Below are 25,611 nucleotides of genomic sequence, written 5' to 3'. Positions count from 1 at the left end.
CCTTGCTTCAGACGCGAATCGCGGTCGGGGCATCGCCCGGATGGTCGGCCAGCGCTTCGAATTCGTTGATGGCGTCGATCTCCAGGCCCATCGCGATGTTGGTCACGCGCTCCAGGATGATCTCGACGATCACCGGCACGCGGTGCTCGTTCATCAGGCGGCGCGCCTCGGCGAACGCCGGCTGGATGTCGTCGACCTGGCGCACGCGGATCGCCTTGCAGCCCAGGCCTTCGGCCACGGCCACGTGGTCGACACCGTAGGCGCCAAGGTCCGGCGCGTTGATGTTCTCGAACGCCAGCTGGACGCAGTAATCCATGTCGAAGCCGCGCTGCGCCTGGCGGATCAGGCCGAGGTAGGCGTTGTTCACGACGACGTGCAGGTACGGCAGCTTGAATTGCGCGCCGACGGCCAGTTCCTCGATCATGAACTGGAAGTCGTAGTCGCCCGAAATCGCGACGACGTCCGTCTTGGCGCCGGACGCGACGACGCCCAGTGCGGCCGGCACGGTCCAGCCCAGAGGACCCGCCTGGCCGCAGTTGATCCAGTTGCGCTCCTTGTACACATGCAGGAACTGCGCGGCGGCGATCTGCGACAGGCCGATCGTGCTGACGTACGTCGTGTCCTTGCCGAAGGCGCGGTTCATCTCTTCGTACACGCGCTGCGGCTTGATCGGGTTGTTCTCGAAGTGCGTCTTGCGCAGCATCGTGCGCTTGCGTTCCTGGCACTGCGCCGCCCAGCCGCTCCTGTTCGGCAGGCCGCCGATGGACGCCATGCCGCGGGCCACGTCGATCAGCAGGTCCAGCGCGGCGCCCGCGTCGGAGACGATGCCCAGGTCCGGCCCGAACACGCGGCCGATCTGCGTGGGTTCGATGTCGATGTGGACGAACTTGCGGCCCTTCTTGTAGACGTCGACGGAACCCGTGTGGCGGTTCGCCCAGCGGTTGCCGATGCCGATCACGAAGTCGGATTCGAGCATCGTCGCGTTGCCGTAGCGGTGCGACGTCTGCAGGCCGACCATGCCGGCCATCAGCGGGTGGTCGTCGGGGATCGCGCCCCAGCCCATCAAGGTGGGAATCACCGGGACGCCGACGATCTCCGCGAATTCCCGCAGGCGCGCGGCGGCGTCGGCATTGATCACGCCACCGCCGCAGACGATCAGCGGACGCTCGGCCGCGTTCAGCATCGCCAGCGCCTTTTCGGCCTGGGCACGGGTCGCCGCGGGCTTGTAGACCGGCAGCGGCTCGTACGTGTCGACGTCGAATTCGATCTCGGCCACCTGCACGTCGAACGGCAGGTCGATCAGCACGGGGCCCGGGCGGCCGGAGCGCATCAGGTGGAAGGCCTGCTGGACGACGCGCGGCAGCAGGTCCGGCTCGCGCACGGTGACGGCCCACTTGGTGACCGGCTTGGCGATCGACTCGATGTCGACGGCCTGGAAGTCTTCCTTGTACAGGCGGGCACGGGGCGCCTGGCCCGTAATGCATAGGATAGGTATCGAATCGGCCCAGGCGGAGTACAGGCCCGTGATCATGTCGGTGCCGGCCGGACCCGACGTGCCGATGCAGACGCCGATGTTGCCGGCCTTGGCGCGGGTATAGCCCTCGGCCATGTGCGAGGCGCCTTCCACGTGGCGGGCGAGCACGTGCTCGAAGCCGCCGTTCTTCTTCATCGCCGAGTAAAACGGGTTGATCGCGGCGCCGGGCACGCCGAACACCGTACTCACACCTTCCTTGCGCAGCACTTCCGCCGCTGCGTCGATTGCTCTCATTCGGGCCATGTTCTCCTCCGTTGCTATGGTTAGTCTTGGACTGATGACCCAGCATAGCCATAACCCACGGCAAGTTGAATTGCTGCTATTATCGGCTCTGTCGATACTTTAAGTATTGAATGGGATAAAAGGCATGGACCGCTACACCGAAATACGCAGCTTCGTACTCATCACCGAGAAGGGCAGTTTCGCCGGCGCCGCGCTGGCGGAAGGCGTGACGCCCGTCGTCATGGGTCGGCGCCTGGACGCACTGGAACGACGCCTCGGCGTGCGCCTGATGCACCGCTCGACGCGCGGCCTCACGTTGACGGCGCTGGGCGAACAATTCATCGAACCGTGTCGCCAGCTGCTGCGCGATTTCGACATCACGGAAAACAGCATCAGCGCGGGCCGCAGCACGGTGCGCGGCCACCTGGTCGTGTCGGCGCCGGCGGCGTTCGGGCGCAAGCACGTGGCGCCGCACGCGCCGGCCTTCCGCGCCATCCACACGGAACTCAAGATGTCGTTCAACTTCACGGACAGCGTCGTCGATCTCGTGCGCGAAGGCTACGACATGTCGATCCGCATCGGCGAGGTGACGGACCCGAACTACGTGGCGATTCCGCTCTTCCCCAACCGCCGCGTCGTGTGCGGCACGCCCGACTACTTCGAGCGCCACGGCGTGCCGCGCGCGCCGGAAGATCTCGCGCGCCACAACTGCCTCGCCTTCAACCTGCAGGGCGGCCAGCAGCGCGGCTGGACGTTCCAGCGCGACGGCAAGCTGTTCGCCGTGCGCGTGGACGGCGACCTCGCCTGCAACGACGGCGAGCTGCTGTTCGACTGGGTGAAACAGGGACTGGGCATCGGCTGGCGCTCCACGTGGGAGATCCAGGCCGAGCTGAAACGGGGAGAGCTCGTGACGGTGCTGGACGAATACGCGGTCGGGAATTATCCGATCCAGGCCGTGTTCCCGCAGCAGCGCTACCTGCCGGCGAAGATCCGGCACTTCATCGATCACCTGAAGGCGGTGTACAACACGCCGGGGTACTGGGAGTCCTGACGCCGACGGTCAGGCGGCCGCACGGACCGGCGGCGCGGCCGGCCCCATGACGGTCGCGAGCGCGAGCACGCCGTCTGCCGCCGCCCGCTTCAGGTCCGCATCCGCCGCGGCGATCACGTGCGGCGCCAGCACGGCGGCGTCCAGGATCCCCACCGCCCGGTTACGCCCGCCCTGCTTGGCCGCGTACAGGCACAGGTCGGCGAGATGGACCAGTTGCTCCCAGTCCGGATCGACGTCGCCCGGGATCAGGGACTTGGGGCAGAAGCCGATGGAGATCGTCACGTCCAACGCGCGGTCGTCCAGCGCGACCGGCGCGCCGCCCACGGCCGCCAGCACGCGCGCGCACACCTGGCGCGCTTCGTCCGTGCCGATGCCCGGCAGGTAGGCGAGGAATTCCTCGCCGCCCCAGCGCACCAGCACGTCCTGTTCGCGCAGCGTGGCAGCCAGGCGCGCGGCCACGTTCTTCAGCACGACGTCGCCCGCGCCATGGCCCAGCGTGTCGTTGATGGACTTGAAGCGGTCGATGTCCATCAGCAGGAACACGCCGCCCGTGCGCCCTTCCGCGCCGGCGCGCCGTTCGGACGCGGCGCCCGCCTTGCGGTGGTGATGGGGCACGACCTGTTCGTAGAAGTAGTGACGGTTGAAGAGCCCCGTCAGCGAATCGCGCGTACTTTGCAGGAACAGCTGGTCGTTCTTCTGCCGCAGCGACTTGTTCGCCTTTGCCACGCGCCGGTACAGGAAGCCGATCAGGACGACGGCGATGCAGGTCGTCGCGCACAGCGCCACCCACAGGCTCCGCTGGCGCCGGGCGTTCTGCAGCTCCGCGGCCTTCAACACGCTCTCGTGGTGGAGCGCGGCGAGTTCGCTCTGCTTCTTCTGGTTGTCCCAGGCCCGCTGCAACGCTTCATAGGACAACTGCTTTTCCTTGCGCCACGCGGCCAGCGATACGGAACCGGCTTTCTCGTAGATCGTCAACGCCGCCTCGCCAAAACCGACCTGGCCCAGCGCATGGCCGTAGTTGAGCAGCATGCGGACGTACTGGTCGTCGTTCTTCAGCGCCTCGAGCGCCTTGTCCGCCATGGACCTTCCTTCGGCGATGTTGCGGAAGTAGATCCGGGTGAGTCCGAGTTCGAACGAGGCGAGCTGGATGCCGTAGTCGTCGCCGACGGCGCGCGAGATGCGCAGCGCCGCCACGGCCGCCCGTTCCGCTTCGCCGAAGCGCCGGCTCTGCATGTAGAGCTCCGCCAGATTCGCCAGCGGCACCGCCAGCCTCTCCCGTGCATGGAGTTGTTCCAGGATGTCGACCGCGGCTTTCAGCGCGGCTTCGGCACGCTTCAGGTTGCCCGCGCGCGCGGCCGTCCCATATTCGGACAGGCGCGCATGCGCGAGTTGGCCGGCGATGCCGCGCGCCCGTGCGGTGGCGATCATCTCGTCGGTGCGGGCAAGCGCCTCCGTGGTCTTCCCCACGATGGCCAGCAGGCGCGCCTGTTCGCGCAACGCCATTTGCAGGGCGTCCGGATCGGCTCCGGCCCGCGCGACGTCCACCGCACGGGTTACGAATTCGATGCCGCCCGCCGTGTCCCCGTCCTCTTCCGCCAGCAATCCCTGCGTGACGAGTGCCTGGGTTTTCAAGTAGGGGTCGGCGGAGTCGGCCGCGAGCCGGGCAGCGCCCTGGATCAGCCGGCGCGCGGCTTCCTGGTCGTGCACGAACATCGACAAGGCATACGCGTGGCTCAGCATCGCCCTCGCCAGCAAATCGTCGTCGTGAAGCTCGCGGCCGAGCCGTTCGGCCCCAAGGGCCGCATCGACGGCCCGGTTCTTGTCCTTCATCCACCAATAAGCGCGGCTGGTCACGACGAGAACCTGGCCCAGTTCGCGGCCGGTGTGCCCCCGCCGCAGCGCATCCAGCCGCTGCAATGCCGCGCGCGGCATGACGTACGCTTCTTCCCGGATCACGGTCAAGTCGCGGGTAAAGTCTTCATGCACGTCGCCGGACCGGGCCACGGCCGCCTGGCAGACGAGCAGCAGGCCCAATAATATCCGGCGCACAACCATGCTTCCTCCACACGTAGTCCCGAATAGTAACATCAGGAAACGTCAGATTCCACAAATCAAGTTGTGACGTATCTATTGACCCACGGAAACGTATTAGACGGGCATCTTTTCGCCGGCGCGCAAGGTCAGCACGCGCACGCCGCTGCGCGTCACGGCGACGGTGTGCTCGAACTGCGCCGACAAGGCCCCATCGCACGTACGCACCGTCCAGCCGTCGTCCCCGGTGCGCACGGCGGAGCGGCCCGCGTTGAGCATCGGCTCGATCGTGAACACCATCCCTTCGCGCAGCACGAGGCCCGTCTGCGGGCGGCCCCAGTGCAGCACCTGCGGCGGCTCGTGCATCTCGCGCCCGATGCCGTGGCCGCAGTACTCGCGCACGACCGCATAGCCGTGGCGGCGCGCATGCCGCTCGATGGCATGGCCCACGTCGCCCAGCCGCGCGCCGGGACGCACGGCGCGGATGCCCTGCCACATCGCCTCGTACGTCACCCGCACGAGCTTCTGCGCCGGCGCCGCCACGGCGCCGACCAGGTAGGTCTTGCTGGAGTCGGCGATGTAGCCGTTCTTTTCCAGCGTGATGTCGAAGTTCACGATGTCGCCGCTTTGCAGGACGTCGGCCGGCGACGGCACGCCGTGGCACACGACGTCGTTGCGTGACGCATTCAGCGCGAACGCATAGCCGTACTGGCCCTTGCTGGCCGGGCGCGCGCCCAGCGTGTTCACGATGAAGTCGTCGACCAGGTCGTTCACCTGCATCGTCGACATGCCGGCGAGATCGAGCCGGTCGAGCTGCGCGAAGACGTCCGCCAGCAGCTTGCCCGCCGCCGCCATCAGCGCGACTTCCTCCGGCCGCTTCGTCATGACGCCACCTTGAGCGCCTGCGGCACGACGCCCGCCGCCCTCAGCTCGCGCGCCATGATCTCGTTGAAGCTCTGCGTCGGATTCAGCTCGCACAGCATGCCGATGCGGACCCAGAACGCGGCCTGCGCGTTGATCGAGCGGCACGACACCGTGCTCGCCTTGCGGATCTGGTCGTGCAGCTCGTCTTCGATGTTCACGATGCCCATGTCCCTACCTTTCATATACGTTCCATATATGGAGTATATATTCTGGTCGCGCACCGCCGCAAGCGCTGTCGAAAAAACTTACACAAGACAACATTAATTTCTATAAGTCATTGATTATTATCAAATGGCATCAATATTGCTTTATGTCCGTCAATATCTATAAACCTCAAGGACTGACATGAAAACCACTTCTCTGAAACTCATCGGTGCAATGCTGTTCCTGGCATTCGGCGCATGCCAGGCGCAGGCAAGCGTCATCACCTTCGACGACCAGGCGGGTACGCCGGCACTGCCGTTGTCCACCGGGGGGCTGACGTTCACCTCCTCGAGCGGGTTCGCCTACGTCTGGACGCCCGGCGGCGGCAAGGCCGACAACGGCACCGACAACCTCATCTACGGCCTCGACGCCACGGTGACCATCACCAGGACCGGCGGCGGCACTTTCACCCTCAATGGATTCGACGCGGGGCTGAGCTGGTACACGTCGGTGAACGCGTTCGACCTGACGCTCAACGGCACGGACACGATCTCGCTCGGCAATGCTTACCAGAGCTACCAGTTTGCGAATCTGAAAAACGTCACGTCCGTCACCTTCTCCGGCGCGCCCTCGAATGGCTATATCGCCATCGACAACGTCGACTTCGACGTCGCCCAGGTGCCCGAGCCGGCCAGCCTGACGCTGCTCGGACTGGGCCTCGCCGGCCTGGCCGCGGCTCGCCGCAAATCAGCGCGCTGAGCGCCGGTGCCGCGCGTGGCGGCCCAAGGATTCAGGTTCGCCACGCGATGTTTTCCAGCTCGTCCGAAATGACCTGCTGGCCGTGCTCCACCATGAATTCGTGGAACGACGCGGCCACCGTCGGAATCGCGCGCGCCGCCTTGTGCATCACATGCCATTCGCCCTGCACGACGACGCCGGGCACCGGCAGCACGGCCAGCAGCCGGTTGCGCACTTCCAGCGTGCACGCGTGGACGGACAGGAAGGCGACGCCGAGGCCCGCCGCCGTCATCTGCTTGATCGCCTCGTTGCTCGACAACTCGGACCCGATCGCGAGGGCCACGCCCTCTTCCTCGTAGCGCCGCTCGATCGCCGCGCGCGTGCCGGAGCCGCGTTCGCGCACGAGCAGGTTGTGGGCCGCGATGTCGGCCAGCGTCACGTTCTCCTTCTCCAGCAGCGCGTGGCCGGGCGCGACGAAGAACGCCATCGGGTGGCGCGCGAAGCGGCTCGCGCTCGTCGGGAATTCGCGCGGCGGCGTGCCCATGATGGCGAGGTCGATCTCGTCGCGCGACAGCATGCCGATCACCTCCGGGCGCGAGCCCACCTGCAGCTTGATCCGCACGTGCGGACGACCCGTCGTGAAGCGCACCAGCATCGGCGGCAGCAGGTGCTCCGCCGTCATCACCGCGCCGATGCGCAGCGTACCGGACGTGACGCCCTTCAGCGCCGCGATCTCGTCGCCCGCCTCTTCCCACAGGCCCAGGATGCGTTCCGCGTACCCCACCAGCAGCTCGCCCGCGGCGGTCATCTGGATGTTGCGGCCCTGGCGGCGCGTGAGCGGCACGCCGGCCGCTTCCTCCAGCAGTTTCAGGTGCAGCGACACGGCCGGCTGCGTCACGTGCATCGCCTCGGCCGCGCGCGACACGCTCTGGTGACGCGCCACGAGCATCAGCGCCTGCAGTTGTTTGAAGCTGGCTGGATACATAAGCTATACCTTATCGGATTCTAAAAAAGATTTATTTTTATTTTATCCCGCCCAGCCGTATAGTAAAACCAATTCAAGCGACAACGACCTGCAAAAGGAGATCATCATGACGGCACAAGCGTTCATCTTCGACTTATCCGCATTCCGTTCCACCGGCGTCCCGGCCGACGCCGAGCGCCTGCTGGACCAGGCGATCGAAGACGGCCTGCCGTGCGCCCTGATCTCCGAACTGCCGCACCAGGAGGCGGGCGAACAGCTGCGCCGCCGCTTCGGCGACACCGCGCACCACATCTTTTCCGTCGTGCTGACGGGCGCCGATTTCGAAGCGCGCGGCCACAAGGCCCCGTATTCCGTCGTCCTGGACCAGCTGGGCGTACAGCCCGACGCCGCGCTGGCCGTGACGACGTCGCCGCGCGCCATCGCCGCCGCCCGCACCGCGCGCATCGGCGTACGCACGCCCAAGGCGACCGTTTTGCGCAAGGACATGCGCAAGGTAGCAATGCAGACCATGGCCCACTAAAGCAGTCTTCCCGGCATCCGCGGGCGCTGCTCCCGCCGGATGCGCGAACGCAGCGCGGCGCCGGGAGCCTTCCCCCCGGTGTCCCATCGATTCGAAAAAGAAGGGAGCACACCATGCAGTCCATCGTCATCGTCGGAGGCGGCGTCGCCGGCCTCGAACTCGCCACCCGCCTGGGACGCCGCCTCGGCGCTCGCCACCGGGAGCGCGTGATCCTCATCGACAGCGCCCCCACCCACTTCTGGAAACCCCTGCTGCACGCGGTCGCCGCCGGCACCATCGACCCGGCCGACCACATGATCGACTATGCGCGCCAGGCCATCGACAACCACTTCACGTTCGTCTGCGGCGAAGTCGTCGACGTCGACCGCGCCCGCCGCACCCTGACCGTGCGCAGCCGTTTCGATGATGCGCCCGATGCCCGCACCGTCATCGATTACGAACGCCTCGTGCTGGCCTACGGCTCCGTCACGAACTTCTTCGGCATCCCCGGCGCGCAGGAACACTGTCTGGCGCTCGACAGCGTGAAAGGCGCGGAAGCGTTCCGCCAGCGCTTCCTCGGCCTGTGCGCCCAGGCGGGACGGCGCCGCAATGCCCGCACGGATGCCGGCGCGCCGCTGCTGGACATCGTCATCGTCGGCGCCGGCCCGACCGGCATCGAACTCGCGGCGGACCTGCGCCACACGGTCGACACGCTGGCCCACTACGGCCTCGCGGGCCTCGAGTCGCCGCACCAGGTGCACATCCGCATCGTCGAGCGCGGGCCGCAGGTGCTGCCGTCGCTGGACGCCGAGGCGTCGAACCTGGCCGTGCGCAAGCTGCGCGCGATGGGCATCGAGATCTGCACCGACACCGCGATCGCCGAAGTGCGCGAGGACGCAGTGACGACGACGGACGGCCGCGTGTTCCCCGCCGCGATCACCGTGTGGGCGGCCGGCGTGAAGGGTCCGCGCTTCAGCACGGGCCTGAACGTGGCGCTGAACCGCAACGACCAGGTGGTCGTGGACAGCCGGCTGCGCAGCGTGACCGATCCCGAGATCCACGCGATGGGCGATTGCTGCACCCTGCTCAATCCGGACAAGACGGCGATGGCCCCGCCCAGCGCCCAGGCCGCGCGCCAGCAGGCGATCTACCTGGCGACGCTGCTGGCGCACAAGGCGCCGGACACGCTGCCGGGCTTCCAGTACCGCGACTACGGCACGCTCGTGTCGCTGGGACGGGCGGGCGCGGTCGGCATCCTGCGCCGCGCGATCGGCAACCGCCACCTGCATGTGAAAGGGCCGTTCGCGCTGGCCATGTACGGTCTCACGTACCAGCGCCACGTGATGGGCCATCTGGGCCTGGTGCGGATGTGCGGCAACCTGCTGGCGCGCTGGTTCCGGTCGAAGATGCTGATGCCCGTCCGCTGGCATTAACATTACGCGTGGGCACGGGGTGCCCACCCTGCCACTACGCGTGGGCACGGGGTGCCCACCCTGCCGCTTGCGGCGCGGCTACAGGCGCGCCAACCGCGCGCCATCGACCCGCAGCGACGCGCCGTCGACGAAGCGGGCCTCGTCCGTGAGCAGGAACGCGATGGCGGCGGCGAGGTCCTCGGGCGCCCCGACGTCGGCCTTGTCGATGACTTCGACGCCGGCCTTCACGTTCGGGTTATCCCACAGCATGGGCGTGTCGACGGCGCCCGGCAGCACGGCGTTCACGCGGATGCCCTTGGCCTTGCCTTCCAGCGCGGCCGAACGCGTGAGCGACAGCAGCGCCGCCTTCGCCGCCGCATACGGCGCGACGAGGGGTTCCGTCTCGACGGCGTGGACGCTGGAGACGTTGACGATGGCGCCGCCCCGGCGCATGCGCAGGAAAGCCTGCTTGGTGAAGAAGAAGGCGCCCAGCAGGTCCACGTCGAGGATGCCGCGCCAGTCCTGCTCCGTCTGCTCCTCGATCGGTTTGAACAGCATCGTGCCCGCGTTGTTGACGACGTAGTCCCAGCCGCCGAACTGCCTGATCGTCGCGTCGACGGCGGCAATGACCTGGTCTTCGCGCGCCACGTCGCAGGCGATGGTGGCCATGCGCGCGGGGTCGAATTCCTTGCCGAGGCCGGCGCGCGTGGCGTCGAGGCGGTCCAGGTGGAGGCCCGCGAGCATCACGGCAGCCCCGCCCTGCAGCAGGCGCCGCACGGTGGCCCGGCCGATGCCGCCGGATGCGCCGGTGACGATGGCGATGCGCTGGTCGAAACCCATGACGTCCCTCCTTGCATGTCCTTGACACTGCCCGACGATACCACGGGCGGCCGGATGGGCGGCGCATCGGTCATAATTGCGCTCGCCCCAACCACCGCCCAGGACATCCATGTTCGAGATCAGCCAGCTCCGCTGCTTCGTCGCCGTCGCCGAAGAATTGCATTTCAGCCGCGCCGCGGAGCGCCTGAACATGACGCAGCCCCCGCTGAGCCGCCAGATCCGCCTGCTGGAACACCACGTCGGCGCCCAGCTCCTGGAGCGCAACAGCCGCACGGTCCGGCTGACGGCCGCCGGCAAGGCGTTTTTCCCGGAAGCGGCACGCATCCTCCGGATCGCCGAGGAAGCGATGTTTGCCGCCCGGCGCGCCGCGAAGGGCGAACAGGGCAGCATCGCCATCGGCTTCACGTCCGCGTCCGGCTACAGCCTGCTGCCGGAAGTCGTGCGCCGCCTGCGCGAACGGTCGCCGGGCGTGACGCTGACGTTGAAGGAACTGGTCAGCACGGCCCAGGTGGAAGCGCTGAACGCGGGCGAGCTGGACCTGGGCCTGATGCGCCCGCACCCCGTCAGTGCGGACCTGGACAGCCAGCTGATCGCGACGGAATCCCTGATGCTGGCCATCCACGAGCGCGACGCCGACCAGTGGCCCCTGGAACCCGCGCTGGCCGACCTGCACGGCCGGCCGTTCGTCATGTATTCGCCGTACGAGGCGCGGCCCTTCTACCAGATGCTCAGCGAGCGCTTCGCCCGCGCCGGCGTCGTGCCGGACGTCGTCGAGCACATCGGCCAGGTGCACACGATGCTGGCGCTGGTCCGCGCGGGGATCGGCGCCGCCCTCATCGCGGAAGGGGCGGCCCGCCTGAAATTCGACGGCATCGTCATGCGCCGGATGGCCACCGAGCCCGTCGAAACGGTATGTACTTATCGCCGCAACCACGACAATCCTGTGCTGCAACTGTTCCTGAACGAGGTTTTGCCGACGTTTCGGACGCAATAAATTCAATTTCTGGATACTTGCCATCCTAATTTGGTTTGCTGCTGAATCGATCGAAAGATATCATGGGGAACGATTTGTCCCCCTACCGATACAGCCAACATGACCACCATCGTTACCAGCGCCCCTGTCGTCACCGAACTGCGCGTCGTCCCCGTCGCCGGCCAGGACAGCATGCTGCTGAACCTCTCCGGCGCCCACGGCCCCTGGTTCACCCGCAACATCGTCATCCTCAAGGACAGTGCGGGCAACACGGGCCTCGGCGAGGTGCCGGGCGGCGAAAAGATCCGCCAGACCATCGAAGACGCGCGCCCGCTCGTCGTCGGCAAGACGCTGGGCGAGTACAACAACGTCCTGAACGCGATGCGCACCGCGTTCGCCGACCGCGACGCGGGCGGCCGCGGCCAGCAGACGTTCGACCTGCGCACGACGATCCACGCCGTCACGGCGGTGGAATCCGCGCTGCTCGACCTGCTGGGCCAGTTCATGGGCGTGCCGGTCGCGGCGCTGCTGGGCGAAGGCATGCAGCGCAACGCCGTCGAGATGCTGGGCTACCTGTTCTACGTGGGCGACCGCAGCAAGACCGACCTCCCCTACCGCGCCGAGCCGGACGCCGGCAACGACTGGTTCCGGCTGCGCAATGAAGAAGCGCTGACGCCGGACGCCGTCGTGCGCCTGTGCGAGGCCGCGCGCGAGCGCTACGGCTTCAACGATTTCAAGCTGAAGGGCGGCGTGCTGTCGGCCGACGACGAGATGGATGCCGTCATCGCGATGCACGAGCGCTTCCCGGACGCGCGCATCACGCTCGATCCGAACGGCGCCTGGTCGCTGGCCGAAGCGATCCGCGTGTGCCGCGACAAGCACGGCATCCTCGCGTACGCGGAAGACCCGTGCGGCGCCGAGAACGGCTTTTCGGGCCGCGAAGTGATGGCCGAATTCCGCCGCGCCACCGGCCTGCCGACCGCGACCAACATGATCGCGACGGACTGGCGCCAGATGGCCCACTCGATCCAGCTGCAATCCGTCGACATCCCGCTCGCCGACCCGCACTTCTGGACGATGCAGGGCTCGGTGCGCGTGGCGCAGTTGTGCCAGATGTTCGGCCTGACGTGGGGTTCGCACTCGAACAACCACTTCGACATCTCGCTCGCCATGTTCACGCACGTGGGCGCGGCGGCGCCGGGCAAGGTCACCGCGATCGACACGCACTGGATCTGGCAGGACGGCCAGCGCCTGACGAAGGAGCCGCTGAAGATCGAGGGCGGCCTCGTGCACGTTCCGGCGAAACCGGGCCTGGGCATCGAACTGGACGAAGCGGAACTGGAACAAGCCCACCAGGCGTATAAGAACATGGGCCTGGGTGCGCGCGACGACGCGGTCGCGATGCAGTTCCTGATCCCGGGCTGGAAGTTCGACAACAAACGCCCCTGCCTGGTACGTTGAAACCGGACGCCGGCAGGCCCTACACGACCCAGGGCTTGCCGTTGACCACGACGTTCTCCACCACCGGCTTGCCCGCGTCCTTTACCTGCAGCCGCTCGTCGGTTAGTTGCACATTTATATTCCGCAGCACGAGCCCGCCGATGTCGGTCTGGCCGGGGTTCGGCGCCACGATGCCGAAGGCGCCGAACCGGCCGCGCAGGCCGTCCAGCACGAGGCCGCGCACGAACGAGTGCGGCGGCGCCTCGCCCTGCAGGTCGAAGTACTGGCTCCACGGGCGGATCGCCACGATCTCGCCCTTGCCGGAGTCCAGCACGAGGTCGCGGAACGCGATGTTTTCGTAGCGCTGCGGCGTGTCCGGCCGCAGCTTCAGGTGCGCGATGGCGCCCACGTCCTGCACGCGGCAACGTTCGACGACGACGTCGCGCACGACGGTCGCCTCGCTGCCGCAGGTGAACAGCGCGTGGCCGCGCCGGAACGTGCAGTTGCGCACGCGGATGCGTTCCGTCGGCGGACTGTCCTTGTCCGCGAGCGCATGCGGACCCTTCGTGCCCTTCGCGGCGATGCAGTCGTCCGTCACGGAAAAGCGGCATCCGTCGACGAGCACGTCCTGGCAGCTGTCGATGTCGATGCCGTCCGTGCTGGGCGCCTGCCTGTAATCGTCCGGCACCTCGAAGCTGGCATGCTTCACGACCACGTCGCGGCAGCGGTACAGGTGCAGGTTCCAGAACTGCGAATCCTTGAACGTGATGCCGGCGATCGTCACGCCGCGCGAGCCTTCGATGACGGCCAGCCGGGCGCGCGGCACGTCCAGGTTGCGGAAGTTGCCCTTCTCCTTCGACGCGTTGCGCAGTTTCCAGAACTGGTCCCAGATCGGGCGGCCGGCGCCGTCGAGCGTGCCTTCGCCCGTGATCGCCAGGCCGTCGCAGCCGGACGCATTGACCAGGCCGGGATTGAAACGTTCTTCGAAGTGGCCCTCGATGCGCGTGCGCTGGACGGGGAAGTGCCGCATGTCCGTCGAGCAGCGCAGCACGGCGCCCTTGTCGAGGTGCAGGTGGACACCCGGCTTGAGGAACAGCGCGCCGCTGACGAACACGCCGGCCGGCACGACGACGGTACCGCCGCCCTGCCCGGCCAGGCGATCGATGGCGGCCTGGATGGCGCGCGTATTGACCGTGGCGCCGTCGGCGACGGCGCCGGTGTCGACGATGGACACGCGCTTGCCGTCCGGCGCCGCGTGGCTCCAGAGCGGAATGGACAATAACGAGAGGGTGAAACGGCGACGGGCGGAAGGAAGCAATGGCATGGTGGTCCGGATCGTGGTCAGATCCGGTTCATGCTAAAGCAGCCGCGCCGTTTGCGCGGATCAATTCGCTGATCGATTCACCCGAACAGCGCCCTGAACGCCCACACGATCGTTTTCGCGACGAATTGCGCGAACGGCAGGGCCAGCACGACCAGCAGGATGATCTGCGCGACGCGCAGGACGGGCTCGAACGCATGCCAGTCGCGGTGCATCATGTGCGGCATGTGGAAATGCGGGCGGTGGATGTGCGACAGGTGCAGGTGCGCTTTTACGCGGCCGGGTTGCATTCCGAATTTCATCGTTGTCTCCGCTATATGTATATGCAACTTAAGCATATGCCTGTGCGGCGCGCTCTGCCGATGATTTTTTCGATCGCGCGGCGGTACGACATTGACAGAATCAATTTGCCGTTCCGCCCGTCTGAACTATGCTTAAAGGCTATGCTTAGAATCGAGCGCGTATAGCCGCAGCCGCTACCGCGAATGGGCGGTGGCCGGCGTCACGCGCGAACTGACGGCAAGGTCCCGCGTGCCGCTCCTCCTCGCGCACTGAGACGGTGCGGCGCCGATTTACCGGAGCCGGAATCCCTGCCTCTTGAGACAGATCAAACGAAAAACCCCGCGTCGCCCGGACACTGCTCGTCATCATCGACGAGAGTGAGGTAGATCATGCATTTCCATCATCCCGACGCCGATCCGCTCGCGGCTTGCGCGGCCCTGCGCACGAGCCGGGCGCGCCTGTGTGCCCGCGTCGCCGCCCTGCAGGCGCAGCCGGACGACGTCTTCGTCCAGGATTTCCCCGCCGTCGTGGCGGCCGTCGAAGCCGATTTCCGCCGCGAGGAAGCACTGCTGGAACGGCTCGGCGACGCCGCGCTGCACCCGCGCCGTGCCGACTACGCCGTCGTGCTGTGCGCCCTGCACCGCACGCTGCCCCAGATCGAGGGCGGCGATGTCGGCCTGGGCCGCCAGGTCGCCGATGCGCTGGAGGCCGTGCTGTCGCTGCCGTGGGATGCCGGCACGGAGGTCGCCGCCGCCACGCGCCAGGCACCGCCGCCGGGTACGCGGCCGCAACCTGTGCCGGCCCATCTGCACTAGACAACGATCAATGTCACGATGTTTCCACGGGAAACTTTTATTTCTGCCGAAAATCTTTACATGGCACCGACGTTTTGTTCGCAGCGGCCGCAGGGCCTCGTCGAGGAACTTCGTCTTGAGCTGCATGAAGCGCTGGGCTTCCAGTTGTTCATGGCCGGGCATCGCCGTGGCCATGTACGCCTTCCACTGCGTGTCGATGACTGCATCATTGCGCGCGATGTCGTCGACAAGGCCGCCGACCTTGCCCGGTCCGGCCGTCAGGGCGCGCTTTGATGGTGATATTTTTTAGCATGATGGGCGGGGCGTTAGTACATGCCATTAATTATCGAAACCATTAATGCCGCGCGAAAATGGCCTAGACACCAATTAATCGGATTTCGTCCCGCCGTCGCCAATCCGCAACGTAGCGTTGTCGGACTGGCGCCACCTGCGCGCGGATCAGCGCAGGTTGCCCGTGTGGCCCAGCGAGTAGCGGCCAGGTTGCGGCCAGACCGTCAGGCCATGCGGCTCGCCGCCGACCCTCACCTTTTGCATGGCGCCCGTCTTCGTGTCGATGCGGTAGACGACATCGTCGAAGCGGCCGGACAGCCACAGCCACTTGCCGTCCGCGCTGACGTTGCCCATGTCCGGACTGCCGCCGCCCGGCACCGGCCAGTTGGCGACGATCTTGCCCGTGGCGAAGTCCAGCACGGCCACGCTGCCCTTGCCCTTCGGCTTGCCGTGGATGCGGTGCGTGCCGCGGCTCGCGATGTACAGGAACTTGCCGTCGCGGCTCGGGTACAGGCCGTGCGTGCCGAGGCCGACGGGGATGAAGCCGATCTGCGTCAGGTTGTCGCCGTCGACGACGTGCACGCCGTCCGCGTCCATGTCGGCGACGTAGAAGCGCTTGCCGTCCGGCGCGATGCGCACGTCCTGCGGCATGCCTTTCTTCGACGTGCAGATCTCGCTGGCGCCCGGCGCCGTCGGGTCGACGCCTTCGCGGAAGCGCGTGGACGGCATCGTCAGCTTCAGGTAGCCGAGCACCTTGCGCTCCACGAGGTCGATCTTCGCGAGGCTGCCGTCGAATTCGCACGTGAACAGCGCATAGCGGCCGTCGACCGAGAACTCGGCATGGTTGATGCCGCCGCATTTGGGCACCTCGATCGCGTACTGCATCGCCATCGTGTGCGGATCGCGGAAGTCGAGGCGGTGGCGCGCTTCCGCGACGACGATCGCCGACCTGCCGTCCGGCGTGAAGTACATGTTGTACGGATCGTCGACGGGCACGTTCGCGCCGGGCTTGCCGGTGCGCGGATCGATCGGCGTCAGGCTGCCGTCGCCCGTGCGCTCGGCGTTGTTCGCGACCCACAGCGTGCGCAGGTCCCACGACGGGATCACGTGCTGCGGGCTGCGGCCCACCTTGAAGCGGTCGACGACCTTCAGCGTCGCCGGATCGATGACGTAGACGTCGTTCGAGCGCAGGTTCGGCACGTACACGCGTTCCAGGTCGCCTTTCACTGCGGGGCTCAACTGCCTGATCTCGCTGTAGACGTTGTGCGAATCGACGACGCGGGGCATGCCGGGCACGGAGACCACGGCTGAAGATTTGGTGGCGGGCGCAGGCGCGGACGCGGTCGCGGTCGCGGTCGCATCGACGAAGCGCGACGCGACGACGCCGCCAGCCACGACGGCCAGGGCCAGGACGGCACCGATGGTGGTTTTGGAGGACACGATGACTCTTTACTTTCGATGGGAGGAATTCGAAGACGGTTCGCGGGCGGCGCGGATCGCCGCGACGGACGCATCGACGATGCGCTCGGCGCCGATGCGGCCCAGGTCCGCCGTGGCACGGGTCGGATCACCATGCACGCCCGCGCCTACGCCGCCGCGCGCGCCAGCCGCGATCTGGGCGGGCCGCACGAGCGCCGGGTCGACGGCCAGCGACAGCGCCGTGTCGGCGAGGCCCGCGTGCGTGCCGATCTCGGCGTCCGTGAAGCCGCGCTGTTTCAGGTCGGCGTTGAACGTGGTCGTGGCGGCATCGTAATAGGCGCCCAGTGCGTGGGCGCGGCAACCGCCGGCGCCGCCGTTGCTTCGATTTACCCGCGCGGCGGCCCTGGCTTCATTCGCCTGGTAGCCGCCGTGGTCGCCCAAAAAGAACACGTCGCGGATGCCGTGCCGGCACAGGCTCTTCGCGGTGGCTTCCAGCAGCGCCTCGAACACGGCGTCCGGGATCGAGATCGTGCCGGCGAAGCGCATGTGCGCGGCCGGCGGCGCGATCGCCCCTTCCGGCACGTAGGCCACGACGGGCGCGACGACGGCGTCGCCGAGTTTGGCGGCGATGCGTCCCGCCAGCACGCGGGCGCGGACGTTGTGCTTGCCGAGGACGATGTGCGGGCCGCTCTGCTCGGTGCCGCCGATGGGCACGAGGGCCGTCGTGGTGCCGGCCGCGATGCGGCCGCGCAATTCCGGCGACGTCATCTCTTCGAGGTAGACGCCGGGACTAACAGACGAGGCGGCGGACCCTGCGAGAGGCAGGGCCAGGCCGGCGATCGCCAGCGCACGGCGGACGACCGAAATGTGCAGGTGAAGCATGTGATCCGTGTTCCTGATGCTTTGCAACTATTGTAGAGCATCCTCACGCACGGGACGAAACGCGGACCCCGTATTTTTTATTACCGGAGCATTACCGTTGGTTTATCCGTCACGGCGGCTCGTGCCGCGGTCGGCCGTTGCGGCCGCATCGTCGGGCGTCTGCGCCTTCCCACCCTGGCGGTTGCCCCGATCGACGCCGGGAACCGGTTCCGTGGCGCTGCCGTGGCTGCTCTGCGGCGCGCCCGGCGGGTTCACGTTGCTTTCTGGCGACGCGGCCGGGAAGTTCGTATGGCGGCTGGGATCGCCGCGTTTCTGATCCGTCATGATGTGCTCCTTGGCGTAACGACAATAAACGCCATATGGGACCGCCCCGCATCCCACCCAATCGGACAACACGCCGCCGCCGCGTAGGAGGGGGCTCACGACGCCGCGAGCGTGGCCCGCACCGTTGCGACCCGCTGCGCGACGGGCCCTTCGAGCAGCACGTACGGAACACCCCGCGCCTCCAGCACCCGCGCATACCAGCGGAACTGGCGCGCGCGGAACGCCGCGTCGCGCCGTGTGCCGTCCTGCACGAACGGGAAATCCGGCGCGCACAGGAACGTGTGCGCATACGGCAGCTCGGCCAGGCGCCGCACGGCCGGGTCGACACGGCCGTAACCATCGAGGCTATAGAACACGGTCGTCAGCGCGCTGCCGTCGCAGATCAGCCAGCGCGTGGCGTCGCGCAGCAGCGCGTCTTCGCGCGCCACCTGGCGCTCGGCGATGCGCCGCATGTCGGCGTAGTCCAGCCGCCCGCCCCACTCCTCCCACAGTTCGCGCCCGACCTCGGGCACCCACACGGTGCCGAGGTCCCGCGCCAGCGCCCGGGCCAGCGTCGTCTTGCCGCTCGATTCGCCGCCCAGCAGGCACACCCGGCGCACGAACGTCGCATACACCTCCGGATGCAGGAAGGCGCGGTGCCGGTGCAGGTCCGCCCGGATGCGCGTGCCGGACACGGGGACCGTCACGCGCGCGCGGTCGACGCACACGTGGCGCACGTCGTGCGGCCGGCGCGCGCGGGCGCCGAAATGCGCCGACAGGGCCGCGGCAAAGCCGTCGCCGTAGTCCTCGCTCGTGAACACGGCATCCACGGTCGTGCCGCAGATCGCCGTGCACAGCCAGGCCGTGAATGCGCGGTGCACGTCCGCATGGTCGTCGTTGTGCGGCAGGCGCCGGCGTTCGCGCAGGCCGCGCGTCCGCGACCAGTCGGCCAGCCACGCATCGTCCACGACGAGGCTGCGCACCTGCGGGAACACGGCCTGCAACCATGCAACGCGCGCCGCGGGACCGTGGCCCGCGAACTCGGGCTTCGTGTAGCTGATCACGAGAACCTCGGCGCAGGCATCGATCGCGCTCTGGATCAGGTGCATGTGGCCCCGGTGCAGCGGCGCGAACTTGCCGACGACGAGGCCGCGTGCAAAACGCTTGTCGATCGGCTCAGCCATCGTGCGCCCCCGCCAGGTCGGATGTGTACTGCAGCGTCTTGCCGTCCGCATCCAGCAGCTCGACGTCGACCGATGCGCCGAACAGCCGCGCCAGCGCGGCGCGCGCGGCGTCCGCCCACGGCATCCCGCCCGGCGCGAGCCGCAGCACGACGGCGGCGTCGCTCCGCTGGTGCACGTTGAAGTGCGGGAGCGGAAACGGCAGCAGCGCGTGCGTGACGTCGATGTTGTTGATCCACGCGCCGCGCGCAAGATAGCGCACCGGCCGCCGTCCGGACAGTCCGGTGAGCACGGGGCCGGCGGGACCGTGGGCGAGCGCGCCGAAGTCGCCGGTCCGGTAACGCAGCAGGGGCAGGCAGAAATTGAAGCCGCCCGTGACCGCGATCTCGCCGGTGTCGAGGATCTCGACATAGAGGCGCGGCTGCAGCAGCACGTGGCCGCCGGCGGCCGCATCGAACACGCCGACCGGCCCCGCTTCGTTCAGCGAATAGATGTCCAGCACCGGGCAGCCGAAGCGTTCCTCGAGCCGCGCGCGCAGGCCGGGCAGCAACAGCATCGACACGGAGATCAGCGCCCGCGGCCGCGTCTTCAACGGCAAGGTGAGGTATTCGGCGAACGAGATCGGGTCGCCCGCGACGATTTCCGGCGCGAGTGCGTCGAGGTAGCGGGCGCGGTCGTCCGGATCGCGCCAGTCGTCCGGATGCAGGTTGATCTTGGCGAGGCCGGATTCGTCCATCGCGGGCGACACCGACACATAGGTGAAGCACTGGCGCTGGTAGCCCAGCAGGACGACGCCGACCTGGCCCCGGCCGTACGCCGGCACGATGCCCTCGCGGCGCAGCGCGCGCTTGTGGAAGGCGGCGTAGCGCGCGGCCACGATGGGGTGCGACGGGATCAGCAGGGGATGGCCCGTCGTGCCCGTCGTCCGGAAGTGCATCATGCGGTCGAGGGACACGTGGTCGGGCACGAATTGCGCCACGTCGGCGGCGAAATCGGCGCGCGACACGGGCGCGATATCGCCGAAGCGGCGTGGTGCCGAGCCGAGCGCGCGGTAATGCGGCACGGTGGCGAACGTCGCGGCCACGAACGGCATCACCCAGTCCGGCAATGTGCCGGGCTCCCAGCCGACGGTCGCCGCCGCCACCTCCGCCTCGTACGCGCGCTGCGCCGCCACCTCGTGCGCGAGCAGACGGTTGCCGCTGCGGTTGCGGTACACGGGCGCGTGCGGGTGGTCGCGCATGAAGTCGAGCATGCGCCGGCCGTGCGCCGTCAGCGTCGGGAAGCGTTCCGCGTCCAGGTCGTCGTCGCTCATTCCCGTGTCCATTTGTCGGCCGATTCCTCGGCGGCCTTGCGCACCAGCGCCTCGCGGATCGCGCGCGCGCGCCGCTCGGCGGCACGGCTCGCGTCGAGCAGGCGGCGGCGCTCCGCGGCGCTGACGGCGGCGAGGCGGTCGGCCGCCTGTTCCGGCGTTTCGCCGTACGGGTGGCAGCCGAGCCGCGCGAGGACCGTGCGCGCCAGTTCCTCGCGCCGCTCGGCATCGTCGACGTAGCGGTGCGCCGGCACGGCCGCCAGTTCCCGCGCCACGCCGGCCAGCGCGTCCAGCAGCGCGGGCTGCCCCGGATCCAGCGCCCGCAGGCCGTCGTCGGCCAGCAGCCACGCGATGATGAGGACGAGCGCGAGGCGGTTGCGGTCGGCGCGCACGCTGCCGCCTTCGAAGGGCGCCAGCGCGGCGTGCGGCGCCCGGGCGCCGTGCAGGTACAGCAGATCGTTCACGACGGCGGCCACCGCGACGCGGCCGCTGCCGGCGATCCGCGGCTCGTCGGTGAACTCGGACGGCGTCCCGGCAAGACGGCGCACGAGGCTCTCCAGGTCCGGACCTTCCACGCTCACCGCGATCCTCGCCCGCCCGCCGCGTCGGCCCAGCGGCGCCGGCTGAACGCGGCCGCGAACGCGACCAGCTGCGCCATGTCGGCGACGGCATGCACGTCCCAGCGCTGTTCGTCGCGGGCGCGCACGAGCGTCTTCCAGGGGTCCGCATACCTCGACTGCGCCAGCGCCGACGCCAGCGCCGGCCAATCTTCGGGAATGTTCAGGGCCATCGTGCCACCCGCGCGCGCATGGCGCAGCGCCGTCGCCGCGACGTCCCAGCCGCGGTTGCCCCGCTCGTCGTCCGCGAACATCGTGTCGATCCCCGCGTCGGAAATCATCAGGATGTGGGTGGGCCGGCGGCGCGGACCGGCCGCATACGTGTCGCGCAGGCGGTGGATCGGGAACGCGGTGGCGCCGCCGAAGCAGCCCGTGATCACGCGCAGCACGGCGTCCGCGTCGCGCACGAAGCCGTTCGTGACCGTCACCTGGTCCGTGCCGCTCCACAGCGTGGCCTGCACGGAGGCGCCCGCGCGCAGCGCCGACAGCGCGACGATGGCGCCGGCCAGCGCGAGATACGACGTCGTCACCTGCGGATCCGGCATCGAGCCCGAGCTGTCGACGTACAGGTCCAGGTCGACGGGCATGGGCGTTTCCTCGGTGCCGGCGTCCGTCTCGATGCCGCGCTGCACCGTCGTCACGCCGGGGATCGGCCGGGGACTCAGCATCAGGCTGTGCAGCCAGTCGATGCGGTCGAGCGGCTCGCCGATGTCCCACGGTTCGACGGCGGCGATGCGCGGCTCGCCCGCTTTCGGCGCGCGCCGGCGCGGGAACGGGATCAGGTAAGGTTGCGCGCGTTCGCGGTAGTAGCGCATCGCGATCTCGTGGTCGGTGAGCGCGATGCCGGCGCCCTTCAGGATCGCACCGTATTCGAACGGCTCGCGGGCCTGGCCCGCCACGTGCGCGGGCGGCGCTTCGGCCGGTTCGCCGTCCTCGCCGTCCTCGCCATCATCGCCGGTCACGCGCGGGTCGTGCGCCGGGTGCAGCGCCGCATCCGCTTCGCCGTCCTCGACCTCGTGCACGGCGCCGGGCGCGCAGCCAGCCGCCGCGGTCTCCGTGTCGTGCAGCGCGCGCAATGCGGCCAGGCGGCCGGCGTCGTCCGCGATGTACGGCAGCACGAGCGCGGCAAAGCGGCCGGCACCCGTCATCCAGTCGTCCGCGTAGGCGCGCACGAGGCGCGCGCCGAGCCACGCGTCCGCATCGATCGCTTCCGTGACGCTGTCTCCCGCCAGCGTGCCGCGCCCGAGCTGCCACAGGTGCTCGTACAGGCGCATGTAGAACGTCCACATCGGGTTGCGCGGCGTGCCGGCGCGGGCCAGCGCGCGATAGATGTCGGCCATGCGCAGGCCGCTCTGGCGCTGCAGCCTGTCGTTGATGCACAGGTCCGTGTACAGGTTCGCGACGAGCGGCGCCTGCTCCTCCAGGCTGGGCAGCCCGCGCCGGATGCGCGCCAGCATGCGCATGTGGTCCGTCGCATTGCCCGGGGCAAGCACGTGGTGGCCGATCTCGTGGGCGAGGATCTCGACGGCGTAATCGTCGAGCCCATACTTGCGCACGGCTTCCAGGTCGATCACGACGCTCTGGTCGGCGAGGCGGATCATCGCGAAGCTGTCGCGCAGTCCCTCCTTCGCCGCCGCGAGCGTGCTGGCGCACAGGCGCGGGTCGTGCAGGTACGTGTAGCGGCTCCACGCGGCCAGCGCCTGCGGCCAGGCGGCGTGCCAGCGCGCCGTCAACTGCTGCGTGCCGGACGCCATCAGCGCGGCTCCCGGGGCAGCACGCGGATCGCATGCGTGTACGGCGACGTCAGCGCCAGCGTAGGGCCGCTCGCGCACACGGCCAGGCCGTCCGCCGGCAGGTCGGGCGCGATGCGGCGCGCATCGACCCGCACTGCGCCGCCGGGCACCGCCCGGTCGAACTCGCCGGGCGTGGCGGCCAGCAGCACGGCGCCGTACGCGTCGGCCAGCAGCAGGTGGCAGCGCTCCCCTGCCCGCACGACGAAGCCGTCCGCGCCCGCGCGCACCTCCGGCGGTGCGGCGAACGCGCCGCCGAAGCCCGTGAATCCGCCGACCTCGCGCCCGGCCGTGACGTCGGCGCCGTCGGCCCTCCACCACGGATCGGCGCCGATGCGCGCGCGCAGGTCCGGCCACGCATCGTCATCGCGCGCGCCGAACGCCGCCAGCGCCAGCGCGGCCGGCAGCGCGTCCGCGGCGGCGATGGCGCCGGCCCGGAAATGCGCCGCGCCCGCGCGCCAGGCGGCCACCTGGCCCACGACACGCAATTCGTCCACGGTGGCGGTGCGCGGCGCGAGCGCGGCCAGCTGCGCGATCCAGTCCGCGCCGCGCACGCCCGGCAGCGTGTCCAGGTGGATGGCCGCGTTCGTGAGCATGGCCGGCACCGTGTCCGGATACTTCGCGACGAGGTCCGCGTATCGGGGCAACAGCGTGCGCCACACGGCGGCCGGCGTGTCCGCGCGCGCGGCCGGGCCGACGAGGGCGCGGCCGACGAGTGCCAGCGCGACGTCGACCGCGGCATCCGCGACCGCGCCGGCACGGGCGGGATCGACGGCGCCGACGACGCCGTCGACTTCATCCGCCAGGAAGCGCTGCAGGACGTCGGTGCGGAACGCCGGATAATGCCGCTGCGCGTCGCGCACGCGCTGGTTGAAGGCGTTGCGGCCGGCGGCCAGCGCGGCGGCGAAGGCGGACGAGATCATGCCTGCGCGCGCAGCCAGGCCAGGTAGTTCGTGTAGCGCTGGTGCAGGTATTTCAGTTTCAGCAGGTCGTCGTACAGGTGGCCATACAGCTTGCGGCCCTTGACGCGCTCGCCGATCAGCTTTTCGATGCGCACGAGCCGCGCACGCGTCTCGCGCTCCGACACGCCGTCCAGTCCCTGCGCGAATTCGTGCGCCATCGCCGCGACGGCATCGTTGCGGTCGAGATCGAGGCGCGCGTATTCCGCGCTCGCAAGGTCGAACAGGCGGCGCAGCCAGCTCACGCGGTCGGACCGGTACGGACCATTTTCGGGCAGCGCGAAGAACGGCGCGTCCGGGTCGGGCCGCAGCTTGTCGTGCAGGACGAACGGCAGGATCTGGCGCACGTCGTCCAGCTCCACCTGCGGATTGCCGCGGAACCAGGCGAGCGCCTTGGCGAACAGCAGCAGGGTCATGAGATTGCGCACCGAGAGGCCGTTCAGGGTCTGGCAGCCCAGGTCCTTCATGCGGTCGCGCCCGTTGTCGAGCGCCGCCAGCTCGTGCCACGCGATGCCGGACAGGCGCGCCGTGTCCTTCGTCATGTATTCGAACTGGCCACCGGCCATCTCGGCCAGCTCGAACTGGCTGGCGAAGAATTCCACCCGGCGGCGCACGGCGACCGGCACCTCGACGGCGCGGATCGCGCGGCCCATGCGGTCGACTTCCTCGTCCGTGAACACCAGCTCGCGCGGCATGAGTTCTTCCGGCCGCACGTCTTCCTCGATCCGCACGAGCAGTTCGTCGAGGAAGCGCGGGTTGAACGCGAGGGCCTGCACGACGACGTCGATGCGGTCGCGCAGCGCTTCGATCACTTCATACGTGCCGCCGCCCTGCTCGTCGTTGGCCGTCAGGTACCACGCCGACTCCGGGCATTCGTACACCTGGTTCAGCACTTCCGCATAGTTGTCGCCCATGACGGTGAGCAGCGCGCTCTGCGTGCGCGTGGGGATCCGGTTGTACTCGTCGACGATCTTGACGCGCATGCCCAGCCACGCGCGCCACGCGATGCGGATCTGCGCCATGTCCTGGGCGTTGACGAGATCCGCCGGCAGTGGATTGCCCAGCAGGTCGGCGATGGTCATCTGCGGATGGCCGTGCTGCATGGCGCGCCGCACGTCGCGCACGCTGGCGCCGGACAGCACGCCCATCAGCACCGCGCTGGCCGTCTTGCCGCGCCCCGGGCCGCCGACGAACAGGCATTTGCGGCGCGTGGCGAACGTCAGCAGCGGCAGCAGCACGAAGCTGGAATAGCTCTGCCCCGACGGCAAGGTCAGGGTGCGGCGGCTGTCGCCCACCGTGAACGTCTGCGGCGGGCCCTCGTTGAATTCGATGTCGTAGTGCGGGCTGATGATCGCCTTGTTGACGATCCAGAAGTAGGCCTGGCGCAGCTTCTCGTCCAGCTGCCCCGCCATGTCGTCCGCGCCGCCGGTGCCGCCGTCCGCGGCGACCGGTCCCCGGTACAGGTCGGCGACGTCGAATTCGCGCGGCCGGGACACCGTGCGGGGATGCGTCGGTGCGCGGGAAATCTTGCGGAAAAAGTCGAATGCCACGGGTTCCTCGTCGTTGGCGCGGCTGGGCGCGTCGCAGAATCGTAACGATTTTCTTATGTTATGACAACAAATTGTCGACTATGCAAGGTTTTATGAAATCCTTTTCATTTTTTCAATTTC

The 25,611-nt window shown here is 68.6% G+C and carries 24 protein-coding genes and 1 pseudogene; 8 read left to right on the top strand and 17 right to left on the bottom strand.

Annotation, left to right across the window (positions count from 1 at the left end; all coding sequences use genetic code 11):
- Positions 1–7: 7 nt before the first annotated feature.
- Positions 8–1,777 (bottom strand): glyoxylate carboligase, encoded by a 1,770-nt coding sequence (gcl, locus tag ACEN98_RS15920; protein WP_413385770.1) that lies wholly within the window; start codon positions 1,775–1,777, stop codon positions 8–10.
- Positions 1,778–1,901: 124 nt separating this feature from the next.
- Between gcl and ACEN98_RS15915 the strand changes: the two genes are divergently transcribed.
- Positions 1,902–2,807 (top strand): LysR family transcriptional regulator, encoded by a 906-nt coding sequence (locus ACEN98_RS15915; protein ID WP_413385769.1) that lies wholly within the window; start codon positions 1,902–1,904, stop codon positions 2,805–2,807.
- 9 nt (positions 2,808–2,816) lie between these two features.
- Here the strand turns inward: ACEN98_RS15915 and ACEN98_RS15910 are convergent, their stop codons facing one another.
- The 3 genes from ACEN98_RS15910 to ACEN98_RS15900 form a co-directional block, all read right to left on the bottom strand.
- Positions 2,817–4,862, bottom strand: coding sequence for a diguanylate cyclase (locus ACEN98_RS15910; protein WP_413385768.1), 2,046 nt, complete (start codon positions 4,860–4,862; stop codon positions 2,817–2,819).
- Between the two features lie 93 nt (positions 4,863–4,955).
- On the bottom strand, positions 4,956–5,723 hold the full coding sequence (map, locus tag ACEN98_RS15905) for a type I methionyl aminopeptidase (protein ID WP_413385767.1): 768 nt from the start codon (positions 5,721–5,723) through the stop codon (positions 4,956–4,958).
- Complete coding sequence (locus tag ACEN98_RS15900; protein WP_056124858.1) at positions 5,720–5,929, bottom strand: ParD-like family protein; 210 nt, start codon at positions 5,927–5,929, stop codon at positions 5,720–5,722. The genes map and ACEN98_RS15900 overlap by 4 nt, the downstream gene beginning before the upstream one ends.
- Before the next feature lie 643 nt (positions 5,930–6,572).
- On the opposite strand from ACEN98_RS15900, the pseudogene ACEN98_RS15895 reads away from it, so the two are divergent.
- Positions 6,573–6,665, top strand: a pseudogene (locus tag ACEN98_RS15895) (PEP-CTERM sorting domain-containing protein); the annotation flags it as partial.
- A 31-nt stretch (positions 6,666–6,696) separates the two neighbouring features.
- Here the strand turns inward: ACEN98_RS15895 and ACEN98_RS15890 are convergent.
- The gene (locus tag ACEN98_RS15890) at positions 6,697–7,629 is read right to left on the bottom strand and encodes a LysR family transcriptional regulator (protein WP_413385766.1); all 933 of its coding nucleotides are present in this window, start codon (positions 7,627–7,629) and stop codon (positions 6,697–6,699) included.
- A 106-nt stretch (positions 7,630–7,735) separates the two neighbouring features.
- On the opposite strand from ACEN98_RS15890, the gene ACEN98_RS15885 reads away from it, so the two are divergent.
- Together ACEN98_RS15885 and ACEN98_RS15880 are read left to right on the top strand one after the other, a co-directional pair.
- Positions 7,736–8,149, top strand: a complete 414-nt coding sequence (locus tag ACEN98_RS15885; protein WP_413339539.1) for a hypothetical protein — start codon at positions 7,736–7,738, stop codon at positions 8,147–8,149.
- Positions 8,150–8,262: 113 nt separating this feature from the next.
- Positions 8,263–9,561 (top strand): NAD(P)/FAD-dependent oxidoreductase, encoded by a 1,299-nt coding sequence (locus ACEN98_RS15880; protein WP_413385765.1) that lies wholly within the window; start codon positions 8,263–8,265, stop codon positions 9,559–9,561.
- 78 nt (positions 9,562–9,639) lie between these two features.
- Here the strand turns inward: ACEN98_RS15880 and ACEN98_RS15875 are convergent, their stop codons facing one another.
- The gene (locus tag ACEN98_RS15875; protein WP_413385764.1) at positions 9,640–10,380 is read right to left on the bottom strand and encodes an SDR family NAD(P)-dependent oxidoreductase; all 741 of its coding nucleotides are present in this window, start codon (positions 10,378–10,380) and stop codon (positions 9,640–9,642) included.
- Between the two features lie 109 nt (positions 10,381–10,489).
- Between ACEN98_RS15875 and ACEN98_RS15870 the strand changes: the two genes are divergently transcribed.
- Together ACEN98_RS15870 and gudD are read left to right on the top strand one after the other, a co-directional pair.
- Positions 10,490–11,374, top strand: coding sequence for a LysR family transcriptional regulator (locus tag ACEN98_RS15870; protein ID WP_413385763.1), 885 nt, complete (start codon positions 10,490–10,492; stop codon positions 11,372–11,374).
- Between the two features lie 99 nt (positions 11,375–11,473).
- A complete protein-coding gene (gene gudD / locus ACEN98_RS15865) occupies positions 11,474–12,814 on the top strand; it encodes a glucarate dehydratase (protein WP_413385762.1) in 1,341 nt (446 codons plus the stop codon).
- Between the two features lie 19 nt (positions 12,815–12,833).
- On the opposite strand, the gene ACEN98_RS15860 is transcribed toward gudD, so the two are convergent.
- Together ACEN98_RS15860 and ACEN98_RS15855 are read right to left on the bottom strand one after the other, a co-directional pair.
- The gene (locus ACEN98_RS15860; protein WP_413385761.1) at positions 12,834–14,117 is read right to left on the bottom strand and encodes a glycoside hydrolase family 28 protein; all 1,284 of its coding nucleotides are present in this window, start codon (positions 14,115–14,117) and stop codon (positions 12,834–12,836) included.
- Between the two features lie 77 nt (positions 14,118–14,194).
- Positions 14,195–14,416, bottom strand: a complete 222-nt coding sequence (locus ACEN98_RS15855) for a hypothetical protein (protein ID WP_371766759.1) — start codon at positions 14,414–14,416, stop codon at positions 14,195–14,197.
- A gap of 369 nt (positions 14,417–14,785) precedes the next feature.
- Here ACEN98_RS15855 and ACEN98_RS15850 point away from each other — a divergent pair, with 369 nt between their 5' ends.
- The gene (locus ACEN98_RS15850; protein WP_413385760.1) at positions 14,786–15,211 is read left to right on the top strand and encodes a hypothetical protein; all 426 of its coding nucleotides are present in this window, start codon (positions 14,786–14,788) and stop codon (positions 15,209–15,211) included.
- A gap of 60 nt (positions 15,212–15,271) precedes the next feature.
- Positions 15,272–15,484, top strand: coding sequence for a hypothetical protein (locus ACEN98_RS15845; protein WP_413385759.1), 213 nt, complete (start codon positions 15,272–15,274; stop codon positions 15,482–15,484).
- Between the two features lie 165 nt (positions 15,485–15,649).
- Here the strand turns inward: ACEN98_RS15845 and ACEN98_RS15840 are convergent, their stop codons facing one another.
- The 9 genes from ACEN98_RS15840 to ACEN98_RS15800 all read right to left on the bottom strand — a co-directional run bounded on the left by ACEN98_RS15840 (position 15,650) and on the right by ACEN98_RS15800 (position 25,491).
- Positions 15,650–16,921 carry a hypothetical protein gene (locus ACEN98_RS15840; protein ID WP_413385758.1) on the bottom strand — a complete coding sequence of 424 codons (1,272 nt, stop codon included), beginning with the start codon at positions 16,919–16,921 and terminating at the stop codon, positions 15,650–15,652.
- A 9-nt stretch (positions 16,922–16,930) separates the two neighbouring features.
- Entirely contained in the window at positions 16,931–17,782 is an 852-nt protein-coding gene (locus ACEN98_RS15835) for a creatininase family protein (protein ID WP_413385757.1), read from the bottom strand.
- 102 nt (positions 17,783–17,884) lie between these two features.
- On the bottom strand, positions 17,885–18,106 hold the full coding sequence (locus ACEN98_RS15830; protein ID WP_413385756.1) for a hypothetical protein: 222 nt from the start codon (positions 18,104–18,106) through the stop codon (positions 17,885–17,887).
- Positions 18,107–18,201: 95 nt separating this feature from the next.
- Complete coding sequence (locus tag ACEN98_RS15825; protein WP_413385755.1) at positions 18,202–19,269, bottom strand: AAA family ATPase; 1,068 nt, start codon at positions 19,267–19,269, stop codon at positions 18,202–18,204.
- Positions 19,262–20,578: a capsule biosynthesis protein CapK gene (locus tag ACEN98_RS15820; RefSeq protein WP_413385754.1), complete on the bottom strand. Its 1,317-nt coding sequence runs from the start codon at positions 20,576–20,578 to the stop codon at positions 19,262–19,264. Before ACEN98_RS15820 ends, ACEN98_RS15825 begins: the two co-directional genes overlap by 8 nt.
- The gene (locus ACEN98_RS15815) at positions 20,575–21,156 is read right to left on the bottom strand and encodes a hypothetical protein (RefSeq protein WP_413385753.1); all 582 of its coding nucleotides are present in this window, start codon (positions 21,154–21,156) and stop codon (positions 20,575–20,577) included. Before ACEN98_RS15815 ends, ACEN98_RS15820 begins: the two co-directional genes overlap by 4 nt.
- On the bottom strand, positions 21,153–22,946 hold the full coding sequence (locus tag ACEN98_RS15810) for a VWA domain-containing protein (protein WP_413385752.1): 1,794 nt from the start codon (positions 22,944–22,946) through the stop codon (positions 21,153–21,155). Before ACEN98_RS15810 ends, ACEN98_RS15815 begins: the two co-directional genes overlap by 4 nt.
- Positions 22,946–23,905 carry a hypothetical protein gene (locus ACEN98_RS15805; protein WP_413385751.1) on the bottom strand — a complete coding sequence of 320 codons (960 nt, stop codon included), beginning with the start codon at positions 23,903–23,905 and terminating at the stop codon, positions 22,946–22,948. The genes ACEN98_RS15810 and ACEN98_RS15805 overlap by 1 nt, the downstream gene beginning before the upstream one ends.
- Entirely contained in the window at positions 23,902–25,491 is a 1,590-nt protein-coding gene (locus ACEN98_RS15800; protein ID WP_413385750.1) for an AAA family ATPase, read from the bottom strand. Before ACEN98_RS15800 ends, ACEN98_RS15805 begins: the two co-directional genes overlap by 4 nt.
- Positions 25,492–25,611 lie beyond the last annotated feature (120 nt).

This window comes from Massilia sp. CT11-137 (genome assembly GCF_047302885.1).
Taxonomy (GTDB): Bacteria; Pseudomonadota; Gammaproteobacteria; order Burkholderiales; family Burkholderiaceae_D; genus Telluria; species Telluria orientalis.
The sequence above is the reverse complement of the archived record's forward strand: the minus strand, read 5'-3'. Positions and strand labels throughout refer to the sequence as shown.

Excerpts from the sequence above, each read along its gene's own strand:
- ACEN98_RS15845 (WP_413385759.1), top strand. The coding sequence starts at position 15,272 with ATGGCACCGACGTTTTGTTCGCAGCGGCCGCAGGGCCTCGTCGAGGAA.
- ACEN98_RS15805 (WP_413385751.1), bottom strand. The coding sequence starts at position 23,905 with ATGATCTCGTCCGCCTTCGCCGCCGCGCTGGCCGCCGGCCGCAACGCC.
- ACEN98_RS15910 (WP_413385768.1), bottom strand. The coding sequence starts at position 4,862 with ATGGTTGTGCGCCGGATATTATTGGGCCTGCTGCTCGTCTGCCAGGCG.
- ACEN98_RS15825 (WP_413385755.1), bottom strand. The coding sequence starts at position 19,269 with ATGGCTGAGCCGATCGACAAGCGTTTTGCACGCGGCCTCGTCGTCGGC.
- ACEN98_RS15810 (WP_413385752.1), bottom strand. The coding sequence starts at position 22,946 with ATGGCGTCCGGCACGCAGCAGTTGACGGCGCGCTGGCACGCCGCCTGG.
- ACEN98_RS15860 (WP_413385761.1), bottom strand. The coding sequence starts at position 14,117 with ATGCCATTGCTTCCTTCCGCCCGTCGCCGTTTCACCCTCTCGTTATTG.
- ACEN98_RS15890 (WP_413385766.1), bottom strand. The coding sequence starts at position 7,629 with ATGTATCCAGCCAGCTTCAAACAACTGCAGGCGCTGATGCTCGTGGCG.
- ACEN98_RS15830 (WP_413385756.1), bottom strand. The coding sequence starts at position 18,106 with ATGACGGATCAGAAACGCGGCGATCCCAGCCGCCATACGAACTTCCCG.
- ACEN98_RS15870 (WP_413385763.1), top strand. The coding sequence starts at position 10,490 with ATGTTCGAGATCAGCCAGCTCCGCTGCTTCGTCGCCGTCGCCGAAGAA.
- ACEN98_RS15875 (WP_413385764.1), bottom strand. The coding sequence starts at position 10,380 with ATGGGTTTCGACCAGCGCATCGCCATCGTCACCGGCGCATCCGGCGGC.
- gcl (WP_413385770.1), bottom strand. The coding sequence starts at position 1,777 with ATGGCCCGAATGAGAGCAATCGACGCAGCGGCGGAAGTGCTGCGCAAG.
- ACEN98_RS15820 (WP_413385754.1), bottom strand. The coding sequence starts at position 20,578 with ATGAGCGACGACGACCTGGACGCGGAACGCTTCCCGACGCTGACGGCG.
- ACEN98_RS15855 (WP_371766759.1), bottom strand. The coding sequence starts at position 14,416 with ATGAAATTCGGAATGCAACCCGGCCGCGTAAAAGCGCACCTGCACCTG.
- ACEN98_RS15885 (WP_413339539.1), top strand. The coding sequence starts at position 7,736 with ATGACGGCACAAGCGTTCATCTTCGACTTATCCGCATTCCGTTCCACC.
- ACEN98_RS15915 (WP_413385769.1), top strand. The coding sequence starts at position 1,902 with ATGGACCGCTACACCGAAATACGCAGCTTCGTACTCATCACCGAGAAG.
- map (WP_413385767.1), bottom strand. The coding sequence starts at position 5,723 with ATGACGAAGCGGCCGGAGGAAGTCGCGCTGATGGCGGCGGCGGGCAAG.
- ACEN98_RS15835 (WP_413385757.1), bottom strand. The coding sequence starts at position 17,782 with ATGCTTCACCTGCACATTTCGGTCGTCCGCCGTGCGCTGGCGATCGCC.
- ACEN98_RS15900 (WP_056124858.1), bottom strand. The coding sequence starts at position 5,929 with ATGGGCATCGTGAACATCGAAGACGAGCTGCACGACCAGATCCGCAAG.
- ACEN98_RS15880 (WP_413385765.1), top strand. The coding sequence starts at position 8,263 with ATGCAGTCCATCGTCATCGTCGGAGGCGGCGTCGCCGGCCTCGAACTC.
- gudD (WP_413385762.1), top strand. The coding sequence starts at position 11,474 with ATGACCACCATCGTTACCAGCGCCCCTGTCGTCACCGAACTGCGCGTC.
- ACEN98_RS15850 (WP_413385760.1), top strand. The coding sequence starts at position 14,786 with ATGCATTTCCATCATCCCGACGCCGATCCGCTCGCGGCTTGCGCGGCC.